This is a genomic window from Bacillus sp. PAMC26543, from assembly GCF_014250375.1.
GTDB lineage: Bacteria > Bacillota > Bacilli > Bacillales > Bacillaceae > Bacillus > Bacillus halotolerans.
Map to the genome: position 1 here is coordinate 333,328 of NZ_CP060193.1, position 18,342 is coordinate 351,669.

Annotated in this window: 18 protein-coding genes; 10 read left to right on the forward strand and 8 right to left on the reverse strand. The window is 46.4% G+C overall.

Annotated features, from left to right (window positions below; genetic code table 11):
* Nucleotides 1–350: 350 nt before the first annotated feature.
* Nucleotides 351–2,288, reverse strand: coding sequence for a minor protease Epr (locus tag H7F27_RS01645; RefSeq protein ID WP_185848474.1), 1,938 nt, complete (start codon nt 2,286–2,288; stop codon nt 351–353).
* A 226-nt stretch (nt 2,289–2,514) separates the two neighbouring features.
* Here H7F27_RS01645 and celB point away from each other — a divergent pair, with 226 nt between their 5' ends.
* Together celB and H7F27_RS01655 are read left to right on the forward strand one after the other, a co-directional pair.
* Nucleotides 2,515–3,849: a PTS cellobiose transporter subunit IIC gene (celB, locus tag H7F27_RS01650; protein ID WP_185848475.1), complete on the forward strand. Its 1,335-nt coding sequence runs from the start codon at nt 2,515–2,517 to the stop codon at nt 3,847–3,849.
* 89 nt (nt 3,850–3,938) lie between these two features.
* Complete coding sequence (locus tag H7F27_RS01655; protein ID WP_185848476.1) at nt 3,939–4,616, forward strand: DUF2711 family protein; 678 nt, start codon at nt 3,939–3,941, stop codon at nt 4,614–4,616.
* A gap of 40 nt (nt 4,617–4,656) precedes the next feature.
* Here H7F27_RS01655 and glxA read toward each other — a convergent pair whose 3' ends face one another.
* On the reverse strand, nt 4,657–5,037 hold the full coding sequence (gene glxA / locus H7F27_RS01660; protein ID WP_044159953.1) for a glyoxalase GlxA: 381 nt from the start codon (nt 5,035–5,037) through the stop codon (nt 4,657–4,659).
* 121 nt (nt 5,038–5,158) lie between these two features.
* On the opposite strand from glxA, the gene H7F27_RS01665 reads away from it, so the two are divergent.
* Complete coding sequence (locus H7F27_RS01665) at nt 5,159–6,346, forward strand: class I SAM-dependent rRNA methyltransferase (RefSeq protein ID WP_101859768.1); 1,188 nt, start codon at nt 5,159–5,161, stop codon at nt 6,344–6,346.
* Between the two features lie 32 nt (nt 6,347–6,378).
* On the opposite strand, the gene H7F27_RS01670 is transcribed toward H7F27_RS01665, so the two are convergent.
* From H7F27_RS01670 to H7F27_RS01685, 4 genes are all read right to left on the reverse strand, one after another.
* Nucleotides 6,379–6,576, reverse strand: a complete 198-nt coding sequence (locus H7F27_RS01670) for a YwbE family protein (RefSeq protein ID WP_010332373.1) — start codon at nt 6,574–6,576, stop codon at nt 6,379–6,381.
* 34 nt (nt 6,577–6,610) lie between these two features.
* The gene (locus tag H7F27_RS01675) at nt 6,611–7,813 is read right to left on the reverse strand and encodes an MFS transporter (protein WP_024123309.1); all 1,203 of its coding nucleotides are present in this window, start codon (nt 7,811–7,813) and stop codon (nt 6,611–6,613) included.
* Between the two features lie 107 nt (nt 7,814–7,920).
* On the reverse strand, nt 7,921–8,598 hold the full coding sequence (locus H7F27_RS01680) for a CidB/LrgB family autolysis modulator (protein WP_024123308.1): 678 nt from the start codon (nt 8,596–8,598) through the stop codon (nt 7,921–7,923).
* The gene (locus tag H7F27_RS01685; protein WP_015714922.1) at nt 8,580–8,966 is read right to left on the reverse strand and encodes a CidA/LrgA family holin-like protein; all 387 of its coding nucleotides are present in this window, start codon (nt 8,964–8,966) and stop codon (nt 8,580–8,582) included. Before H7F27_RS01685 ends, H7F27_RS01680 begins: the two co-directional genes overlap by 19 nt.
* Before the next feature lie 105 nt (nt 8,967–9,071).
* Here H7F27_RS01685 and cidR point away from each other — a divergent pair, with 105 nt between their 5' ends.
* The 7 genes from cidR to H7F27_RS01720 all read left to right on the forward strand — a co-directional run bounded on the left by cidR (nt 9,072) and on the right by H7F27_RS01720 (nt 16,185).
* On the forward strand, nt 9,072–9,980 hold the full coding sequence (gene cidR, locus H7F27_RS01690) for a cidABC operon transcriptional activator CidR (RefSeq protein ID WP_095712727.1): 909 nt from the start codon (nt 9,072–9,074) through the stop codon (nt 9,978–9,980).
* Nucleotides 9,981–9,987: 7 nt separating this feature from the next.
* Complete coding sequence (gene thiM / locus H7F27_RS01695; protein WP_024123305.1) at nt 9,988–10,806, forward strand: hydroxyethylthiazole kinase; 819 nt, start codon at nt 9,988–9,990, stop codon at nt 10,804–10,806.
* Complete coding sequence (gene thiE / locus H7F27_RS01700) at nt 10,803–11,471, forward strand: thiamine phosphate synthase (protein ID WP_024123304.1); 669 nt, start codon at nt 10,803–10,805, stop codon at nt 11,469–11,471. The genes thiM and thiE overlap by 4 nt, the downstream gene beginning before the upstream one ends.
* Nucleotides 11,472–11,625: 154 nt before the next feature.
* Nucleotides 11,626–13,071, forward strand: coding sequence for an FTR1 family protein (locus H7F27_RS01705; protein WP_024123303.1), 1,446 nt, complete (start codon nt 11,626–11,628; stop codon nt 13,069–13,071).
* Nucleotides 13,068–14,225 (forward strand): iron uptake system protein EfeO, encoded by a 1,158-nt coding sequence (efeO, locus tag H7F27_RS01710; RefSeq protein ID WP_095712730.1) that lies wholly within the window; start codon nt 13,068–13,070, stop codon nt 14,223–14,225. Before H7F27_RS01705 ends, efeO begins: the two co-directional genes overlap by 4 nt.
* 18 nt (nt 14,226–14,243) lie before the next feature.
* On the forward strand, nt 14,244–15,494 hold the full coding sequence (gene efeB, locus H7F27_RS01715) for an iron uptake transporter deferrochelatase/peroxidase subunit (RefSeq protein ID WP_095712731.1): 1,251 nt from the start codon (nt 14,244–14,246) through the stop codon (nt 15,492–15,494).
* Between the two features lie 88 nt (nt 15,495–15,582).
* Entirely contained in the window at nt 15,583–16,185 is a 603-nt protein-coding gene (locus H7F27_RS01720) for a DsbA family oxidoreductase (protein WP_151174607.1), read from the forward strand.
* Between the two features lie 44 nt (nt 16,186–16,229).
* Here H7F27_RS01720 and H7F27_RS01725 read toward each other — a convergent pair whose 3' ends face one another.
* Entirely contained in the window at nt 16,230–17,771 is a 1,542-nt protein-coding gene (locus H7F27_RS01725) for a solute symporter family protein (protein ID WP_101859770.1), read from the reverse strand.
* Nucleotides 17,768–18,082 carry a DUF485 domain-containing protein gene (locus H7F27_RS01730; protein WP_024123298.1) on the reverse strand — a complete coding sequence of 105 codons (315 nt, stop codon included), beginning with the start codon at nt 18,080–18,082 and terminating at the stop codon, nt 17,768–17,770. Before H7F27_RS01730 ends, H7F27_RS01725 begins: the two co-directional genes overlap by 4 nt.
* Between the last annotated feature and the right edge of the window lie 260 nt (nt 18,083–18,342).

The following is an 18,342-nucleotide window of genomic DNA, read 5'->3' on the forward strand; positions in this document are numbered from 1 at the left end:
AAGCGTGCAGAGCCATCAAAAAATGCCCTCGTCGGGTGACGGGGCATTACGAAACATATAAAGCAGAAATGTCATTGGCGCCGTTATGAGCCCAACACGAAAAGAAGAGTTAAAATGCCTTCTTTTTCTAGGCACTAATACTCCCTTTGCATCGTTGGGTCTTGCCTGCTTGCCAGTCACAATCCCGCAATATGCAGTTGATATCTGTAATACCGTTCATTTTATGCTGTTCACAGCAGGATAGCAATAGTATGAAAAGCCTGTGAAGCAAATGGGAAAAAGGTTGCGTACACAGTTTAACAGACGAAAAAACCTTTAAGACGTAACACTCGTCTTAAAGGTTTTTTCAATTATTTCTTCGGCTTAACGGCGTTCAGCCGTTTTTGCAGCTTTGTTTTTTCATGGGATGCTTTTAATTGATTTACTGCGGACTGAGCGGCTGTTTTTGATTTTTTTGTCTTGTCTTTTTCCGCTTTTTTCACTTTGGCTTTGGCTGTTTCGACTTTTTTGGCTTCAGCTGCCGCCACTTTTTTCTTCACTTTATCTAACCGTTTTTGCAATGACGTTTTGTCTTTTCCGGACTGAAGTTCATTGACGGCCTTTTGGGCATTCGCCGCGTTTGCGTCAGTTGATTTCTTTTCCGCTGCGGCGACTGATTGCTGCGCCTTTTTTACATTGCTGCTTTTCACTTTGTTGAGACGCTTCTGCAGGGACGTTTTTTCTGAACCTGCCGGAAGCTTGCTGACTGCCGATTGAGCGCTGCTGACATCTGTTTTCTTTTTGCTTTTTTCCGCTTTGGCGACTTTGTCCTTCGCTTGCTTTGATGCGATATAGCGCTTGACCTGATCTAACCGTTTTTGCAGGTTCTTTTTATCCGTGCCGTTCGGCAGTTTGTTGATCGCGGCTTGTGCTGTATCAACGGTTTGCTGGGTTTTATACTTTTCTGCCTTTGCCACTTTGTCCTTCGCGTCTTTTACATTTCTGTATGCCTGAACGTTATCCAGTCTTTTTTGCAAAGCTTTTTTGGCGCTGGAATTAGGCAGCTTGCTGACGAGCTTTTTCGCTTTGTCGATATCGGCTTGTGTTTTTGTCTGTTCGGCTTTTTTGACCGCTTGCTCAGCCGCCGCGTACGCTTTATCTGCCTGCTGGGCTTTATACCGGATCAGGCCATAGCCGAATTGCTGATCGCGGCCCGTAATTCCGAGATCAACGATGTTTTTCTGCATGAGGGCGCGAAGCTGCACGTTCGTGTTACCAGGATCACGCTGTTTTAATAACGCAAACATGGCAGCGGCGTGCGGTGTCGCTTGGGATGTGCCGCTTCCCGTCGCGTAATATTGATGTAAATACGTGCTCGTGATGTCTGTTCCCGGTGCTGAAAATTCAACTTGATTTCCTGTTGTTGAAAAGGCTGCGAGCTGATTGTGTTGATTTGTCGCTGACACTGCAACGACACTGCTGTATGCCGCCGGGTAATTTACTGGCTTGCCGTTTCCTTCATTTCCGCTTGCGGCAACGAGCAGTACGCCTTTTTCATATGCTTTGTCCATGGCGTCATGAAGAATCTGGCTGTCTGAAGACGTGCCAAGGCTCATATTGACGATATCCATTCCATTCGCTATCGACCAGTCGATCCCTTTGAGAAGACCTTGAAGATCTCCCGAGCCGTTCTGATCCAGCGCTTTAACCGCATATATTTGTGCTTCCGGTGCGATGCCGTCAATTCCGTAGCCGTTATGCTTAGCGCCGATAATCCCGGCGACATGTGTTCCGTGGCCGTTATCGTCTTTGTAAGAAGAGGTGTAACTGACAGCTGAGTACCCGCCGGAAATCGACAGGTCGTCGTGGGGGGAGATCCCGCTGTCAATGACAGCGATTTTGACGTTTTTGCCTGTCAGCCCCTCCTTCCAAGCCTGTTTGACCTGAATCGGTTCAAGATTCCATTGTTCGAAGTTGTCAGTGGTGTCGGCGTTCTCTGACAGTACTTTGAGGTCTGTATTGTCCGCTGCAGTGAACGTGACATTGTTTTCGACATACAAAATATCAGGATCCTGGTTGAATTCTTTTACTGTCTCTGGATCTGCTGTAACAGCTACCGCTGGAAGATGCTGATACTGCTGCTCAACCTCAGCATCACTGTCCAGGACGGTTTCCTTGCCGTCTTTGTTTTTATAGACCACAATGACCTCTTTCTCGCTGCTGGTTTCTGCATGTGCAAGAGGCTCTAGGGCGAGAAAACTGAAAAACAGAGTGACTGATACAACAAGTTTGCAAAACATGTTTTTCATGGTTCTTCTCCTTTTTCTATGATGTTTGATATATATATCGGAGGAAAATGTGATTTTGATAATAAGAAGGAAAGATTTTTTCATTGAGAGGGTTGTTCAGAAGAATGCAGATTTTTTCCGCAGAAAGAGGAAATTTTCCACATGAATTTGTAAGCGTTTTCAAAATAAGATAAAGAAAACATTGCAAAGGTTGTTTACAAAGCAGTGAAAAAAGGGGGCTTTTCAGATGAGCGCGTTCACTCGGGTGATGGAAGAAAAAATCATGCCTGTCGCTGGGAAAATTGCCGGGCAGCGGCATCTCAGCGCTTTGCGTGACGGAATTGTTTTGACCATGCCGCTGATTATTATCGGTTCTGTCTTTTTGATTTTAACCAGTCTGCCGATTCCCGGTTATGCTGATTTTATGACGAGCGTGTTTGGGGAACAGTGGGCGGATAAGCTCGGCTATCCTGTCAATGCTTCATTCGATATTATGGCAATGATTGCGGCTTTCGGGATCGCCTATCGGCTGGCGGAAAGCTACGGTGTTGATGCCCTGTCGGCCGGAGCGATTTCAATTGCAGCCTTCTTATTGGCAACGCCGTTCGAGGTGCCTTTTACGCCGGATGGCTCAACAGAATCAATCATGATCGGAGGCGGCATTCCCATTACATTGCTCGGCAGCAAGGGACTGTTTGTCGCCATGATCATCGCCTTGTTTTCGACTGAAGTCTATCGGTACATCATTCAAAAAAATATTGTGTTTAACATGCCTGACGGCGTGCCGCCGGCGGTAAGCAAATCATTTGTCGCGCTGATTCCCGGCTTTATTATCGTATTTCTTATATGGCTGGCGCGTCTTCTGATTGAAATGACGCCTTTTCAAAGCCTGCACAATGTCGTCGGAGACCTGCTCGGCACGCCGCTTTCCATCCTTGGAGGCAGCCTCGGCGGGAGTCTGATCGCTGAATTCGTGCAAATGCTGCTTTGGGCATGCGGCATTCACGGCGCTTCGATCATCGGCGGTATTATGGCGCCGATTTGGTATGGCGCCATGGATGCAAACCGTCTCGCGTTTCAAGCGGGCGAGGCGCTGCCGAGTATTTTTACGACTCAGTTTTTTCAAATTTGGATCAATGTCGGCGGAAGCGGAGCAACGCTGGCGCTTGTACTCACAATGCTTGTTCGGTCCCGAAGCAAACAGATGAAGCAGCTCGGCCAATTAGGGATTGGTCCTGCGCTATTTAACATCAACGAGCCGATCATTTTCGGCATGCCGATTGTGATGAACCCGCTCCTTATCGTTCCGTTCATCATAGCCCCGCTCCTCACAATTACCGCCACTTATATCGGCATGAGCACCGGACTGGTGGCAAGGCCCGCCGGAATCGCCGTGCCATGGACCATGCCGCCGCTCATATCAGGGTACCTGGCGACAGGCGGAAAAGTATCTGGAGCGGTCATGCAGCTGGTGAACCTGTTCATTACATGTGCTATCTACTACCCGTTTTTCAGAATATGGGATCATCAAAAATGGAAGGAAGAGAGTGCGGTTGAATCCGGGGATAAAAATGCGACGTGATGTAAGCTGTAATAGATCATCAGCTGTTAAAGGGCTGATGATCTTCTATCAACTATAAGTAAATGTTAGAATATGTAAAGGGGGTGCCCATGCTAGAATACATATGGTTAGATGACGAATCACCAATCTTAAAACAAATACCAGTTGAATATACATCAGCTGCTATTTTATTTTCTCCTTTTATTCAAATGCCTGAAGGGTGGGAAAAAGCTAAGAGAAAAAATGAGTATGAGCATATTTATCCAAATGATCAAGAAGTAAGGGAAAAAGGAAAAGCAGTTACATGGAAAGAGATCATGTCTTCATGCGGATTCCAAACACATGCAGAGCTGGCGCTGGCTTTGAAGACATCGATATTTGCTTTAAGGGATGAGTACGCGAGAGAGGATTTGGCTGAACTTTTACATGCGAACTTAAAAGGAGATCTCTTTTATCCCAGTGAGGACCATATTTCAAATTTTCATATTCCCGGTTTGGTAAAAGTGCTTCGTTACAACGGCTCCAATCGGTTTTATTACTCAGAACCAATTGTGGAAAACAGCGGCTTTCTGGACACAACTGAGGCTAACTTGCGGACGGTTCTTGATGAAGCCGCCGCAGATCTCATTTTGACTGATGAGAAAATGGATTTTGTATTTATGAGTGTATACGACTCATTCATGAATGTTTTTCTTGCGAAAGATGAAAACATTCATGACATGGTTCAGCGTATGGGCTGGGAGGCCATGTTTTGCGATGAAACTACGTATATGAATTGGTATAGATAAGAAAAGAACGTACCTCTAAACAGAGATACGTTCTTTTTTCTTACCGCTGAAAGAACTCTATCCACTCGCCGTCAGGACCTTCGATATAAAAATACCGATACCCGTTTGGAAGTGTTGTGATCTCTTCGTCGATAAATTTCGCATTCATTCTTTCCGCTTTTGTATATTCGGCCGCGATGTCATCAGTCAGCAGGGCAATGTGATGCACTTTACCTTCGGCGGGAAGCTCGCTGCTGTAGCCTTGAATCAGTTCGATTTCTGTTTCCGGACCATCTTCAAAGCCTAGAAAAGCAAGCTCGATAATACCGTTCGTATGAGTGATGCGGTCCTTCAATTTCATGCCGAGAACCTCTTCATAAAATGAAATGGACGCGTTCATATCTCTTACCATAATGCCTGTATGGTCAATTCGTTTTGCCATGCTGTTCCTCCTAGAAACTCTTTTTGTCTATCGTAGAAAAACCTTTCCTTTCTGTCAATGAAGACATCTTGGCGTTTTGTGGTACGATAAGAAAAAGCAAACAGAAAGAGGACGAACATATATGAAGCTACTCACCCTAAAGCAAGCACATGCTGCAAAAATCAAAAAAGGCTATCCGCTCATCGAAAAGGAAGCTCTCACCGGCAGTGCGGGGCACGTCAAAGAAGGCGACCTCGTTGATGTCATGTCTGAAAGCGGCGAGTTTCTCGCAAGGGGCTATTACGGCCTGCAAAACAAAGGGGTCGGCTGGACGCTCACACGCAATAAAAATGAACATATCGACCAAACATTCTTCCTCAGCAAATTAACAAAAGCGGTACAAGCGCGTGCAAGTCTTTTCGCGGCGCCTGATACAACGGCTTTCCGTCTCTTTAATGGTGAGGGCGACGGCATCGGCGGCGTCACTGTTGATTATTATGACGGATACCTGCTGCTCCAATGGTACAGCAAAGGCATTTACACCTTTAAAGAAACGCTCATTGCCGCTCTGGATGAACTGGATATTGGATATAAAGCGATTTACGAAAAGAAACGCTTCGATACGGCTGGACAGTATGTCGAGGATGATGACTTCGTGAAGGGAGAAAGAGGCGAGTTCCCGATCATCATTCAAGAAAACGGGATACAATACGCGGTTGATTTAAACGAAGGCGCCATGACAGGCATCTTTTTAGATCAAAGACATGTGCGCAAAGCGATCAGAGACCGCTATGCCAATGGAAAAAACGTCTTAAACACGTTTTCTTATACGGGTGCGTTCTCAGTGGCGGCAGCGTTAGGCGGAGCGGAGAAAACAACAAGCGTGGACGTGGCAAATCGAAGCCTGGCCAAAACGATCGAGCAATTCAGCGTGAACAAGCTGGATTACGAGGCGCACGATATTAAAGTGATGGATGTTTTTAAATACTTCTCATATGCGGCGAAAAAGGATCTGCGCTTTGATCTGATTGTTCTCGACCCGCCATCCTTTGCCCGCACAAAAAAACGCACCTTCAGCGCGGCCAAGGATTATAAAAATCTGCTGAAGGAAACGATCGCCATTACAGCCGACAAGGGCATCATTGTCGCCTCTACAAACAGCAGCGCCTTCGGAATGAAGAAATTCAAAGGCTTTATCGATACCGCGTTCAAAGAAACAAATGAACGCTATACGATTATAGAGGAATTTACATTGCCGGAGGACTTTAAAACGATGTCAGCATATCCGGAAGGCAATTACTTAAAAGTTGTCTTTCTGCAGAAAAAATAAAAGAAAAAAGCTGCCCGGTTCAGGGCAGCTTTTTATGTAGAAATGATTTGCTGGACGCGTCCGATACGGCCATCTTCCAGACGGACTTTAATGCCGTGCGGATGATAGCTAGATTTCGTTAAAATATCCTTCACTGTGCCTCGCGTCAGTTTTCCTGTTTTTTGATCCGCTTTCAATACAATATCTACCTGCAATCCTTTAGAAATGCTGCTCCGTTCTTGCCCGTTCATAGCACACTTCCTTCCTTTTTATTCATTATAGTCGTTATGGTTTAAAAGTAACAGCCGGCTGATGAAGCGTATGTTTATTTTTTTCTGCTTTTATTAAATATAATGTCAGCCCTGCGCCCGCTATGCTGAGAATGGCGAAGAGCAGATAGACCGCGAAGATGGAAACGTAGTCAAAAATGTATCCGCCAACAAACGTACAGAACCAGTTGCCGAATCCGTTGCCGATGGCGGCGTACATGGTTAGCGCTGTCGCCTCCACATGGCTTGGGGTAATCTTTTTGACGTATTGCAGCGCCGCCGGAATAAATAAACCAATAGAAACGCCTTGGAGGCATACCGTCGCATAAATGATCCATAACGAAGGCTCTGTGAAGTAAAGCGTCCATCTGAATAATGAAACCCCGCCGGACAGTATGATGACATTGAGCAATCCCATTTTATCTATGAATTTCTGCGCAAACCTCATAAACGGAATCTCTGAGATCACTCCGATAAAAAATAAAAGGCCAATGGCGGAAAGAGACGCGCCGCTTTTGTCGAGAAACAGACTGAAGTATGTATTGTTCGCTAAATTTGGTGCAAATGTCGTAAAGGTGATGATCATAAAGATAAGGAAAGTTTTGTTGCTGACCAGCTCCCGGAACCCTTTGCGGATATTGATCTTTGTTTTTGTTTTCTGCTGGCCCGGCATCTGTGAGGCCAATATGGCTGCCATGCACAGAAAGGCACAGCCAAAGATAAAGATGACGTGAATGGGGTACAGCTGATTCGTCACCTGTCCCATGACAAACACCGCAATGCCGAAGCCGAGAGAACCAAACAGGCGGATTCCGCCGTAGTTTCCGTTTGTTTGTTGTGTGTAGCGTAAAGAAATGCTGTCTGACAATGGAATGATTGTGCTCTGAAAGGCTGCAAAACAGGCCGCAATCAGAATAAACAGGGGAAAGCCGTCAAATGCGATGTAGCCGAGCCCGATGACACCTGTTACTGATGTACAAACCGCAAGCAGGCTTTTTGTTTTTTGCGTATAATCACTCAGCATACCCCAAAACGGCTGGAAAAAGATCATCACAATCGGGCCGAGTGACATAATCAAGCCGACTTGTGAGCCGCTTAAATGCTGTTCCTTTGTTAAATACATGCTGAGCAGCGGAATGATACTGCCTGTGCCCAGGAAAGCAAACAAATAAAATCCTTTTAATGCTGCGTAGTGCCGTTTCACCTGCAAGTTATGCATGGGGGTGCCTCCTTTGGTATCCACAAATTACATTATATTGTAATTTTGCAGCTTTTCAATGGAAGGAGACACAAAAAAACTGCCCTTGCCAGGACAGTTTTTTCTTCCTACATAAATGAAATTAAAAACGGCGCCGCGCAAAGCGTCATAATCGCCGCAAGGATCATTGACACGCTGGAAATCGTGCCGGACACTGAGCTAAGCTCAAATGCTTTGGATGTGCCCGCTCCATGTGCGCTTGTGCCGAGCAGCACGCCCCGCGCAATTTCGTTATCAATGCGGAAATAGCGGATGACCATCGGGCCGATGACGGTGCCGAACAATGCAGTCAAAATGACAAATATGGCTGTGACCGCAGGCATTCCGCCGATCATTTCAGATACGTTCATGGCGATCGGCGTTGTCACTGATCTTGGAACGAGGCTGTCAATCAAGCCAGTTCCGAGGTGAAGCCATTTCGCAATAAGAGCTGTAGAAATAATCGCGATGCATGAGCCGAAGGCGACGTTCAAAATAATTTCCACTGCGTATTTCTTTAAAACAGGGAAATATTTATAAAGCGGGATCGCAAATGCCACGGTAGCCGGCTGAAGCATATCGGTCAGCACTTCACCGCCAAGATTATATGTCTCGTACGGGACATTCACCAGCAGCAGCAGACCGACTAACACAGCGGGCGTCACCAATAGCGGCGACGTATAGACTCGCGGAAAACGAGAATATACTTTTTTTGCTCCTAAATACACCAAAACCGTTAATAACAAACTTACAATTCCGATGAACACGTATGTTTTTTCTCCTTTCTTTTCGCAATGATTTGTGTAAGCGTTCCTGTGGACACCATCACGACAAACGTGCTGATGATGACAACAAGCAAAATGCTGACACCGAATTTTGACATAATGTCTCCGTATTCAATCACTCCGACGGCAGACGGGATAAAAAATAAAAGCAGCTCCCCAAGAAGCCACGCCGCGCCAAGCTCTATCCATTCAAGCTTGATGATGTTAAAGTGTAATAATGTGAAAAGAATCACAATCCCAATTATACTGCCGGGAATATTTATATGAAGAAGGGCTGTCACCCAATTAATCAGCCGAGCAAATATAAATAACAGAGCGATTTGAATAACGGTTAGCAACAGTTTTTTCATATTGATGCCTCCCTTATATTCATATTGTACATGAGGTTACGCTATAGGTAAAATATATATTAAGCATAATAAGTATTCCTTTTGTCTATAGAAAGGGTGAAACAAATGGACATCCGCCATTTAACATATTTTTTGGAGGTCGCCCGTCTGAAAAGTTTTACGAAGGCGTCCCAATCACTTTATGTTTCCCAGCCGACGATATCGAAAATGATCAAAAATTTAGAAGCAGAGCTTGGGATCGAGCTTTTTTACCGAAACGGCAGACAGGTGGAGCTGACGGACGCCGGCCATAGCATGTACGTGCAGGCGCAGGAAATCATTAAATCATTTCAAAACCTGACATCCGAGTTAAATGATATTATGGAGGTCAAGAAGGGGCATGTGCGAATCGGACTGCCGCCGATGATCGGCTCAGGTTTTTTCCCGAGAGTGCTCGGCGATTTTCGGGAAAATTATCCGAATGTGACCTTTCAGCTTGTTGAGGACGGCTCTATCAAAGTCCAAGAAGGCGTTGGGGACGGTTCTCTTGACATCGGTGTTGTTGTTCTCCCCGCAAACGAAGACATTTTTCATTCATTTACGATCGTAAAAGAAACATTAATGCTTGTCGTACACCCTTCCCACCGGCTGGCGGGTGAGAAAGAGAGCCGATTACAGGATTTGAAGGAAGAGCCTTTTATTTTCTTCAGGGAGGATTTTGTTCTCCACAATCGAATTATGATGGAATGTATCAAGGCCGGATTCCGACCCCATATCATTTACGAAACCTCACAATGGGATTTTATCAGTGAGATGGTGTCAGCCAACCTGGGGATCGGACTTTTGCCGGAACGCATATGCCGCGGCCTTGACCCGGAAAAGGTCAAAGTCATCCCGCTTGTCGATCCGGTCATCCCTTGGCATCTTGCGATTATATGGAGAAAGGACCGCTATTTGTCCTTTGCGGCAAGAGCTTGGCTTGAACATACGAAATCGTATTTATGGGATTCGAAAAAAAGAGAGAGTAAAGGATGATGCTAATATGGATGCACAATCAGCAGCAAAACGTCTAACAGCCGTCCGGAAGCATAGCCCTCTGGTGCACAGTATAACAAACAATGTTGTGACAAATTTTACAGCGAACGGCCTGCTCGCCCTCGGTGCATCACCCGTAATGGCTTATGCGAAGGAAGAGGTCGCCGACATGGCGAAAATCGCGGGCGCGCTCGTTTTAAATATCGGAACGCTAAGCAAAGAAACCGTCGAAGCTATGATCATTGCGGGTAAATCAGCGAATGAACATGGCGTACCCGTCATTCTTGATCCCGTGGGGGCTGGAGCGACACCGTTCCGCACTGAATCGGCACGTGAGATGATTCGTGAGGTGCGCCTCTCTGCAATCAGGGGAAATGCCGCGGAAATTGCACATACCGTCGGTGTTTCGGATTGGATGATCAAAGGAGTCGATGCCGGTGAAGGCGGAGGCGACATCATCCGTCTGGCTCAACAGGCGGCGCAAAAACTGAACACGGTCATTGCGATTACTGGGGAAGTCGACGTAATTGCCGACGCATCTAACGTATACACTCTTCATAACGGCCACAAACTGCTGACGAAGGTGACAGGCGCCGGATGTCTTCTGACTTCAGTTGTCGGTGCGTTTTGTGCAGTGGAAAAAAATCCGTTATACGCTGCCATCGCTGCGATTTCCTCATATGGTGTTGCGGCACAGCTTGCCGCGCAGCAGACAGCTGACAAAGGTCCGGGGAGTTTTCAGATTGAATTGCTGAACAAGCTGTCTTCTGTCTCTGAACAGGATGTATTAGAGTTAGCGACAATAGAAAGGGTGACAGTCTCATGACACGTATTTCTCGGGAAATGATGAAAAAGCTATTATCTGTTTACTTCATTATGGGTTCAAACAATACGAAAGCTGATCCTGTGACAGTCGTGCAAAACGCATTAAAAGGCGGTACCACTCTGTACCAGTTTCGTGAAAAGGGCGAAGGCGCATTGACAGGAGAGGAGCGGATTGCCTTCGGCGCAAAGGTTCAGGCGGCATGCCGTGAAGCCGGAGTCCCTTTTATTGTCAATGATGATGTGGAGCTGGCACTGAAGCTGAAGGCAGACGGTGTGCACATCGGCCAAGAGGATGCGAAAGCAAAAGAAGTACGTGACGCCATTGGCGATATGATCCTTGGCGTGTCCGCCCATACGATGTCTGAGGTGAAGCAAGCCGAGGAGGATGGAGCAGATTATGTCGGTCTTGGTCCGATCTATCCGACGGAAACAAAAAAGGATACAAGAGCTGTGCAGGGTGTGTCTCTGATTGAAGCGGTGAGACGTCAAGGCATCAGCATCCCAATTGTCGGCATCGGCGGCATCACAATAGAAAATGCCGCTCCCGTCATCGAAGCGGGGGCTGATGGTGTCAGTATGATCAGCGCTATCAGTCTGACGGAAGATCCGGAAGAAGCCGCACGCAAATTTTACGATGTTATTCACACATATAAGACCGGCAGATAACCCGACTTGCCTTCAAAAGGCTGTCCTGTAAAGGGCAGCCTTTTTGCTGTTCCGCCAAGGTTTTCAGACCTTCAAATTTTCATTGACAAAGATCGGGAACTGGCTATGATTATGATATACAATGATAATCATTTTCAATTACAGGAGGAACATGATGGCTCGGGGGCTGACACTTATATTACTCAGCTTGTTGATGTTTTTCGGTTCGGCGGTGCATGCGGAAAATGATCCGATTGCTTCCCTGCTTGAATTAAACAAGCAAATGATCAAATCTGTACAAGACGGAGATATAGATTCCGCACAGCAAACATTTGAGACCTTCAAATCGGCGTGGAAAAAGGAAGAACCATCTATTAAGAAGGAAAACCTTTCATCCCACAGCAAAATGGACTCGAATATCGCTATGATTTCTCTTTCTTTCATTAATCAAGACGCGAACAAACTCGAAACACAGCTTGAAGAGCTTTCTTCTCACTTAGAAACCTACCAGCAGGCTGTCGTACTGAAGAAGGCATCCTCTGGTCAATCAAGGGCGTCCTTAACAGCCTATATTCAAAGCTTAAAAGACACAAAACAATTGATAGAAAAAAAACAGATGGGTGAAGCGTCAGCCGCTATCGACAACTTAATCACATCTTGGCTGGCCGTAGAAGGAGACGTCGTATCCCAATCCAAAGAAGCGTATACCACATCGGAGGAAAATCTGGCACTCATGAAGGCTGAAATCGACAGCCATCCCGATCAGGTAATAAAGCAAATTGACGAAATGATTCAATTGCTTGAGCCGATTGCTTCGAGCAGCTACAGCTGGTGGGACGCGGCATTGATCCCAATTCGAGAAGGGATGGAGGCGCTGCTTGTCATCGGGGCGCTTTTGACCATGACAAAAAAAGCCCGTGTCACCCGTTCTTCTGCATGGATCTGGGGAGGCGCGTCAGCCGGCATGTTCGTTTCCTTAGCAGCCGGAATCGGCGTCACCCTCCTGTTCTCCTCGAATGTATTCGGAGAAAACAATTTCTTGCTAGGCGGAATCACCGGCTTGCTGTCCGCTGTCATGCTTTTGTATGTCGGGGTGTGGCTGCATAGAAACGCCTCGATGGACAAGTGGAGAGAAAAAATCAATATCCAGAAATCACAGGCACTGAAAAAACGAAGCCTGCTGTCCTTTGCGCTCATTGCATTTCTGGCAGTCGTGAGGGAAGGGCTCGAAACAGTCATCTTTTTCATCGGCCTTGTTGGAAAGCTCTCTCTCACTGAGCTGATCGGCGGGACAGCCGCGGGGCTTGTCGTTCTCGTCATCGTCGGTGTTCTTATGATGAAGCTCGGAATGCGCATTCCATTGAAGCCGTTTTTTCTGCTGTCAATGGCGGTTGTCCTGTATATGTGCGTGAAATTTCTCGGAACAGGCGTCCACAGCCTGCAGCTCGCGGGGATTCTTCCGTCTGACGCAGAAAGCTGGCTGCCGTCTGTGTCCGTTCTCGGAATTTATCCGTCCGTGTACAGTACGATTCCGCAATTGCTGATTTTGCTATTTTTACTGATTGCGCTTATCTCAGAAGCGGCAAAACATTATACAAACGGAAAGGAACTGACAAAATGAATATCACAAAGATTGCTGTAACAGCCGGATGCATCCTTGCACTGTGTGCGGGATGCGGAGCCAATGACACTTCGTCAACTAAAGAAAAAGCGTCATCTGATAAAAGCGGAGTAAGCAAAGAGATCGCAGCTTCCGTTGATAAAATGGAGAACATGATTTCCGAGCTGAATGAATCAGCAGAAAAAGCCGATCAAAAAGAGATTCAAAAGAAGGGGAAAGAATTAAACAGCTACTGGCTTTCTTTTGAAAATGATATTCGCAGCGACTATCCGTTCGAATACACAGAAATCGAAAAGCACCTTCAGCCTATCTATACAGAGGCGCAAAAAGCCAAACCGGATACAGACAAAATTAAGACAGAATCCGAGTCACTGAAAGCGTCCTTAGAAGAGCTGACAGAAGCGAAGAAGAGCAGCAAAAAGGCAAGCGATCAGCTGGCAAAAGCGGCAGATGAATATAAAGATTACGTCAAAGAGCAGAGCGATCAGCTTGTGAAGGCGACTGAAGCATTTACAGCTGCCGTGAAGGCCGGCGATATTGAAAAATCAAAGACGTTATATGCGAAAGCGCGCGTCTATTACGAGAGAATTGAACCGATTGCGGAAAGCCTCGGAGATCTTGACCCGAAAATTGATGCCCGTGAAAACGATGTAGAAGAAGGGGACAAGTGGACAGGGTTCCACAAGCTTGAGAAAGCCATTTGGAAGGATAAACATATTTCCGGGGAAAAGGCGACGGCTGACCAGCTTGTCAAGGATGTAAAAGAGCTTGATGGTTCGATTGAATCATTGACATTAACGCCAGAACAAATTGTGGCGGGTGCGATGGAGCTTCTGAACGAAGCAGGTATTTCTAAAATTACGGGTGAAGAGGAGCGCTACTCACGAATCGATTTAGTCGATCTTATGGCAAATGTTGAAGGCTCTGAGGCCGTGTATCAAACTGTGAAAAGCGCGCTCGTAAAAGACCACTCTGATCTGACGGAAAAGCTGGATACCGAATTCAGCGAATTTGAAGTTTTAATGGCAAAATACAAAACGAATGATCAGGCCTATACGTCTTATGATAAATTAAGTGAAGATCAAATCAGAGAGCTGAGCACAAAGCTGACGACTCTTTCTGAAACCATGTCGAAGATTGCGAATGTGCTATAAAAGGAGTTTTGTAACAGCATGAGCGATGAACAGAAAAAGCCAGAACAAATTCACAGACGGGACATTTTAAAATGGGGAGCGATGGCTGGGGCGGCCGTGGCGATTGGCGCCAGCGGCCTCGGCGGTCTCGCTCCGCTTGTTCAGACCGCGGCTAAGTCATCGAAGAAGGACGAAAAAGAGGATGACCAGGTTGTTCCATTTTACGGAAAGCATCAGGCCGGAATCACTACTGCCCATCAGACGTACGTGTATTTTGCCGCGCTTGATGTGACGGCGAAGGAGAAAAGCGATATCATCACGTTATTCAGAAACTGGACCAGCCTGACACACATGCTGACGTCAGGCAAAAAAATGTCGAGCGAACAGAAAAATCAATACCTGCCGCCGCAGGATACAGGTGAATCGGCTGATTTACCGCCTTCCAACTTAACGGTTACATTTGGCTTCGGGCCTGACTTTTTCGAAAAAGATGGGAAGGATCGTTTCGGACTGAAAAGCAAGAAACCGAAACACCTTGCTGCCCTTCCGGCTATGCCGAATGACAATCTCGATGCGAAGCAGGGAGGCGGAGACATCTGCATCCAAGTATGCGCAGATGATGAACAGGTGGCGTTTCACGCGCTGCGAAACCTATTGAATCAAGCGGTGGGCACCTGTGAAGTCCGCCTGATAAACAAAGGCTTTTTAAGCGGAGGCAAAAAAGGAGAAACGCCGCGCAATCTATTTGGGTTTAAAGATGGAACAGGAAACCAAAGCACCAAGGATGACACCTTGATGAATTCGATCGTGTGGATTCAGTCCGGCGAGCCTGACTGGATGACCGGCGGAACTTATATGGCTTTTCGGAAAATCAAAATGTTCCTTGAAATTTGGGACCGCTCTTCCCTGAAAGATCAAGAGGATACTTTCGGCCGCAGAAAAAGCTCAGGGGCACCTTTTGGCCAAAAAAAAGAAACAGACCCTGTCAAGCTGAATCAAATCCCGTCAAATTCGCACGTCAGCCTTGCGAAATCTACGGGGAAACAAATTTTGCGAAGAGCCTTTTCTTACACAGAAGGCATTGACTCCAAAACCGGCTATATGGATGCAGGTCTCCTGTTTATCAGCTTTCAAAAAAATCCCGACAATCAGTTCATTCCCATGCTGAAGGCACTTTCGGCAAAGGATGCGTTAAATGAATATACGCAAACGATTGGTTCTGCTTTATATGCAATTCCCGGCGGGTGTAAAAAAGGAGAATATATCGCCCAGCGGTTGCTTGAATCATAAAAAGAAGCCATGCGGGCTTCTTTTTAAAAAAACAGTTGTAACTTTTATTGTTACAGTTTAAAATCAACCTATACGAAAGGAGACAATCATGACAGTACAGATAAAAGTTTATTCAGATTACGTGTGCCCATTTTGTTTCATTGGAAAAGCCGCTTTTGAAGAGGCGATAAAAGGAAAGGATGTTGAAGTCGAGTGGATGCCGTTTGAATTGCGTCCAAGTCCTTCACCGCAGCTTGATCCTGTAAACGACCCTTCCAAGAAGTATATGTGGCAAACCTCGATCAGACCGATGGCGGAGAAATTGGGAGTCGATATCAAATTTCCAAACGTCTCGCCTCACCCATATACAGACTTGGCTTTTGAAGGCTTTCACTTTGCCAAAAAATACAACAAAGGACATGAGTACAATACCCGTGTATTTGCAGCATTTTTCCAAGAGGGCCAAAACATCGGGGAGATTGATATCTTGACGAAGCTGGCGGAGGAAGTTGGCTTAGACGGAGCATTATTCAAAGCTGCGCTGGAAGGAAGAACATATCACGACGTGCAGCGGCAAGCTCTGAAGCACGCCTATGAAGAAGCTGACATTACAGCCGTACCAACCTTTGTCATCGGCGACACCGTGATTCCAGGAGCAGCCGGCAAGGAAGTATTTGAAAACGCGATTTCTCAGGAACAACAGAAAACGTAACCTAAGAAAGCTCTCTAAACAAAAATCTGTTTAGAGAGCTTTTTTTAATCCTGATCCATATGAATTCCCGTATGCGCCTTCACCTGAATTTCCGCAAATGTATCTTCACTAGCCGTTTTATCAGAAGACAGAAGCGTTCCAAGCCACGCACCGAGGAAACCGAGCGGAATCGAAATGATGCCCGGATTAGACAGCGGGATGAGCGGCTCGCCTACAAAAATAGCACCTCCGGCCGGGTCCCACACACTCGGGCTCATCGACACGAGGACAAGTGCACTGATCAGCCCAGTCAGGCTGCCCCATAATGCACCTGAGGCATTGAATCTTTTCCAAAACACAGTAAACACAATCAGCGGAAGATTTGCGCTGGCGGCAACGGCAAATGCCAATGCGACAAGAAAGGCGACATTTAAGGATTGAGCAAAAATCGCAAGAATGATAGACAGCACTGACACGGCGACAGATGCCCATCTAGCCGCTTTCATCTGTTCTTTCTCAGTTGCTTCTCCTTTTCTGATAATCTGGCTGTAGATATCATGGGCAAACGCAGAAGCGGCAGACAGCACCAAGCCTGTCACCACTGCCAAAATCGTGGCAAAGGCGATGGCTGATACAAACGCGAACAGGAAATCTCCCCCGAGTGCTTTTGCCAGAAGCGGCGCCGCCATGTTTCCCGCTGGATCGGCCGTTGTAATCGCGTCAAAACCGACAAACGCGGCTGCACCAAATCCGAGAAATACCGTCATAATGTAAAACACACCGATGATCCATGTTGCTGAAACGACTGATGCCCGGGCAGTTTTGGCATCCTTAACTGTATAAAAGCGAATTAAGATATGCGGAAGGCCGGCGGTCCCCAGCACAAGTGCCAAATTCAGCGACAGGGTTTCAAGCGGGACCTTGTATTTGTTCCCTGGATTTAAAAAATCAGCGCCAAGCGGGGTAGCGGTTTTCATTTGCTCAAACATTGTATTAAGGTTAAAACCAAATTTAGAAAAAACGATGATGGAGATGACGAGGGTGCCGGCCATCAGCAAAACGGCTTTGATAATCTGAACCCAGCTCGTCGCGATCATTCCGCCGAACACGACATAAATGGTCATGAGCACTCCGACAATCAGAACGGCCGCGGTATAATCGAGCCCAAGCAGCAGTTTAATCAGCGCCCCTGCCCCCACGAGCTGAGCGATCATATAAAAGGTAGAGATGGCGATGGTATTGAGAGCGGCGACACCGCGGATCTTCTTTTCTTTAAAACGCGCCGCAATCATGTCCGCCATCGTATACTTTCCGAGATTCCGAAGCGGCTCCGCCACGATATAGAGGACAACGAGATAAGCGACAAGAAAACCGATGCTGTAAAAAAATCCGTCGAACCCATATAACGCAATCATTCCGGCAATGCCGAGGAACGACGCGGCAGACATGTAGTCGCCGGCAATTGCCAGTCCATTCTGAACACCGGTGAGCCCGCCGCCGGCCGTATAAAACTCACTCGTCGTTTTCGTTTGTTTCGCTGCAAAATACGTAATCACAAGCGTCAGTCCGACAATCGCTAAAAATAACAGAAACGCTGTCAGGTTCATGTCTGTTCACCCTTCAGCTCTTCTTTTAAAGCGTTTACAAATTGGTCGTAACGAGCTGCCTTTCGGGAATACACCGTACAGAGTGTCCACGTCATAGCGAATTGAGCGATAGCAAACAGCCAAGCCCATGAAACAGCACCAACTGCCGGAGTATTCAAAAAGGTGAAATAAGACGTTAAAACAGGGAGTGAAAAATAAAAGACAAAAAAGAAAATCGCAGTTGGAACAATAAAGGCCCGTTTCTGCTTCAAAAAGGCTTGAAAAGATGGAGACCCAGCAATCTTTTGGTAATCAGCTTGCGATCTGTACATGGCTTTCCTCCTTTTATTCTGCTGAAAAATAAGCATAAAGGTACACCAATAGGTATGTACAGAAAGTCTGATTTATTCTTCAGGATCATAAAGTGGACGAAAAAAGCAGGAAACGTGAAGATAAGAACGCGGGGGTATAAAACGGGCGAAGGTTTTCCAGCTGCTGTATATTAACAAGTTTGCTTTCAAAACCTCACCAAATGCAGCCTTGCAAAGCTGCTCTTTTTCTAAAGTCCGGTTTCATGTTCGCATCACCTCTT

Coding starts and splice junctions, on each gene's coding strand:
- celB (WP_185848475.1), top strand. CDS start 2,515: ATGAGCGCGTTCACTCGGGTGATGGAAGAAAAAATCATGCCTGTCGCT.
- efeO (WP_095712730.1), top strand. CDS start 13,068: ATGAATATCACAAAGATTGCTGTAACAGCCGGATGCATCCTTGCACTG.
- H7F27_RS01685 (WP_015714922.1), bottom strand. CDS start 8,966: ATGAAAAAACTGTTGCTAACCGTTATTCAAATCGCTCTGTTATTTATA.
- H7F27_RS01725 (WP_101859770.1), bottom strand. CDS start 17,771: ATGAACCTGACAGCGTTTCTGTTATTTTTAGCGATTGTCGGACTGACG.
- H7F27_RS01670 (WP_010332373.1), bottom strand. CDS start 6,576: ATGAACGGGCAAGAACGGAGCAGCATTTCTAAAGGATTGCAGGTAGAT.
- glxA (WP_044159953.1), bottom strand. CDS start 5,037: ATGGCAAAACGAATTGACCATACAGGCATTATGGTAAGAGATATGAAC.
- H7F27_RS01665 (WP_101859768.1), top strand. CDS start 5,159: ATGAAGCTACTCACCCTAAAGCAAGCACATGCTGCAAAAATCAAAAAA.
- H7F27_RS01655 (WP_185848476.1), top strand. CDS start 3,939: ATGCTAGAATACATATGGTTAGATGACGAATCACCAATCTTAAAACAA.
- efeB (WP_095712731.1), top strand. CDS start 14,244: ATGAGCGATGAACAGAAAAAGCCAGAACAAATTCACAGACGGGACATT.
- H7F27_RS01705 (WP_024123303.1), top strand. CDS start 11,626: ATGGCTCGGGGGCTGACACTTATATTACTCAGCTTGTTGATGTTTTTC.
- H7F27_RS01645 (WP_185848474.1), bottom strand. CDS start 2,288: ATGAAAAACATGTTTTGCAAACTTGTTGTATCAGTCACTCTGTTTTTC.
- H7F27_RS01720 (WP_151174607.1), top strand. CDS start 15,583: ATGACAGTACAGATAAAAGTTTATTCAGATTACGTGTGCCCATTTTGT.
- thiM (WP_024123305.1), top strand. CDS start 9,988: ATGGATGCACAATCAGCAGCAAAACGTCTAACAGCCGTCCGGAAGCAT.
- H7F27_RS01675 (WP_024123309.1), bottom strand. CDS start 7,813: ATGCATAACTTGCAGGTGAAACGGCACTACGCAGCATTAAAAGGATTT.
- H7F27_RS01730 (WP_024123298.1), bottom strand. CDS start 18,082: ATGTACAGATCGCAAGCTGATTACCAAAAGATTGCTGGGTCTCCATCT.
- cidR (WP_095712727.1), top strand. CDS start 9,072: ATGGACATCCGCCATTTAACATATTTTTTGGAGGTCGCCCGTCTGAAA.
- thiE (WP_024123304.1), top strand. CDS start 10,803: ATGACACGTATTTCTCGGGAAATGATGAAAAAGCTATTATCTGTTTAC.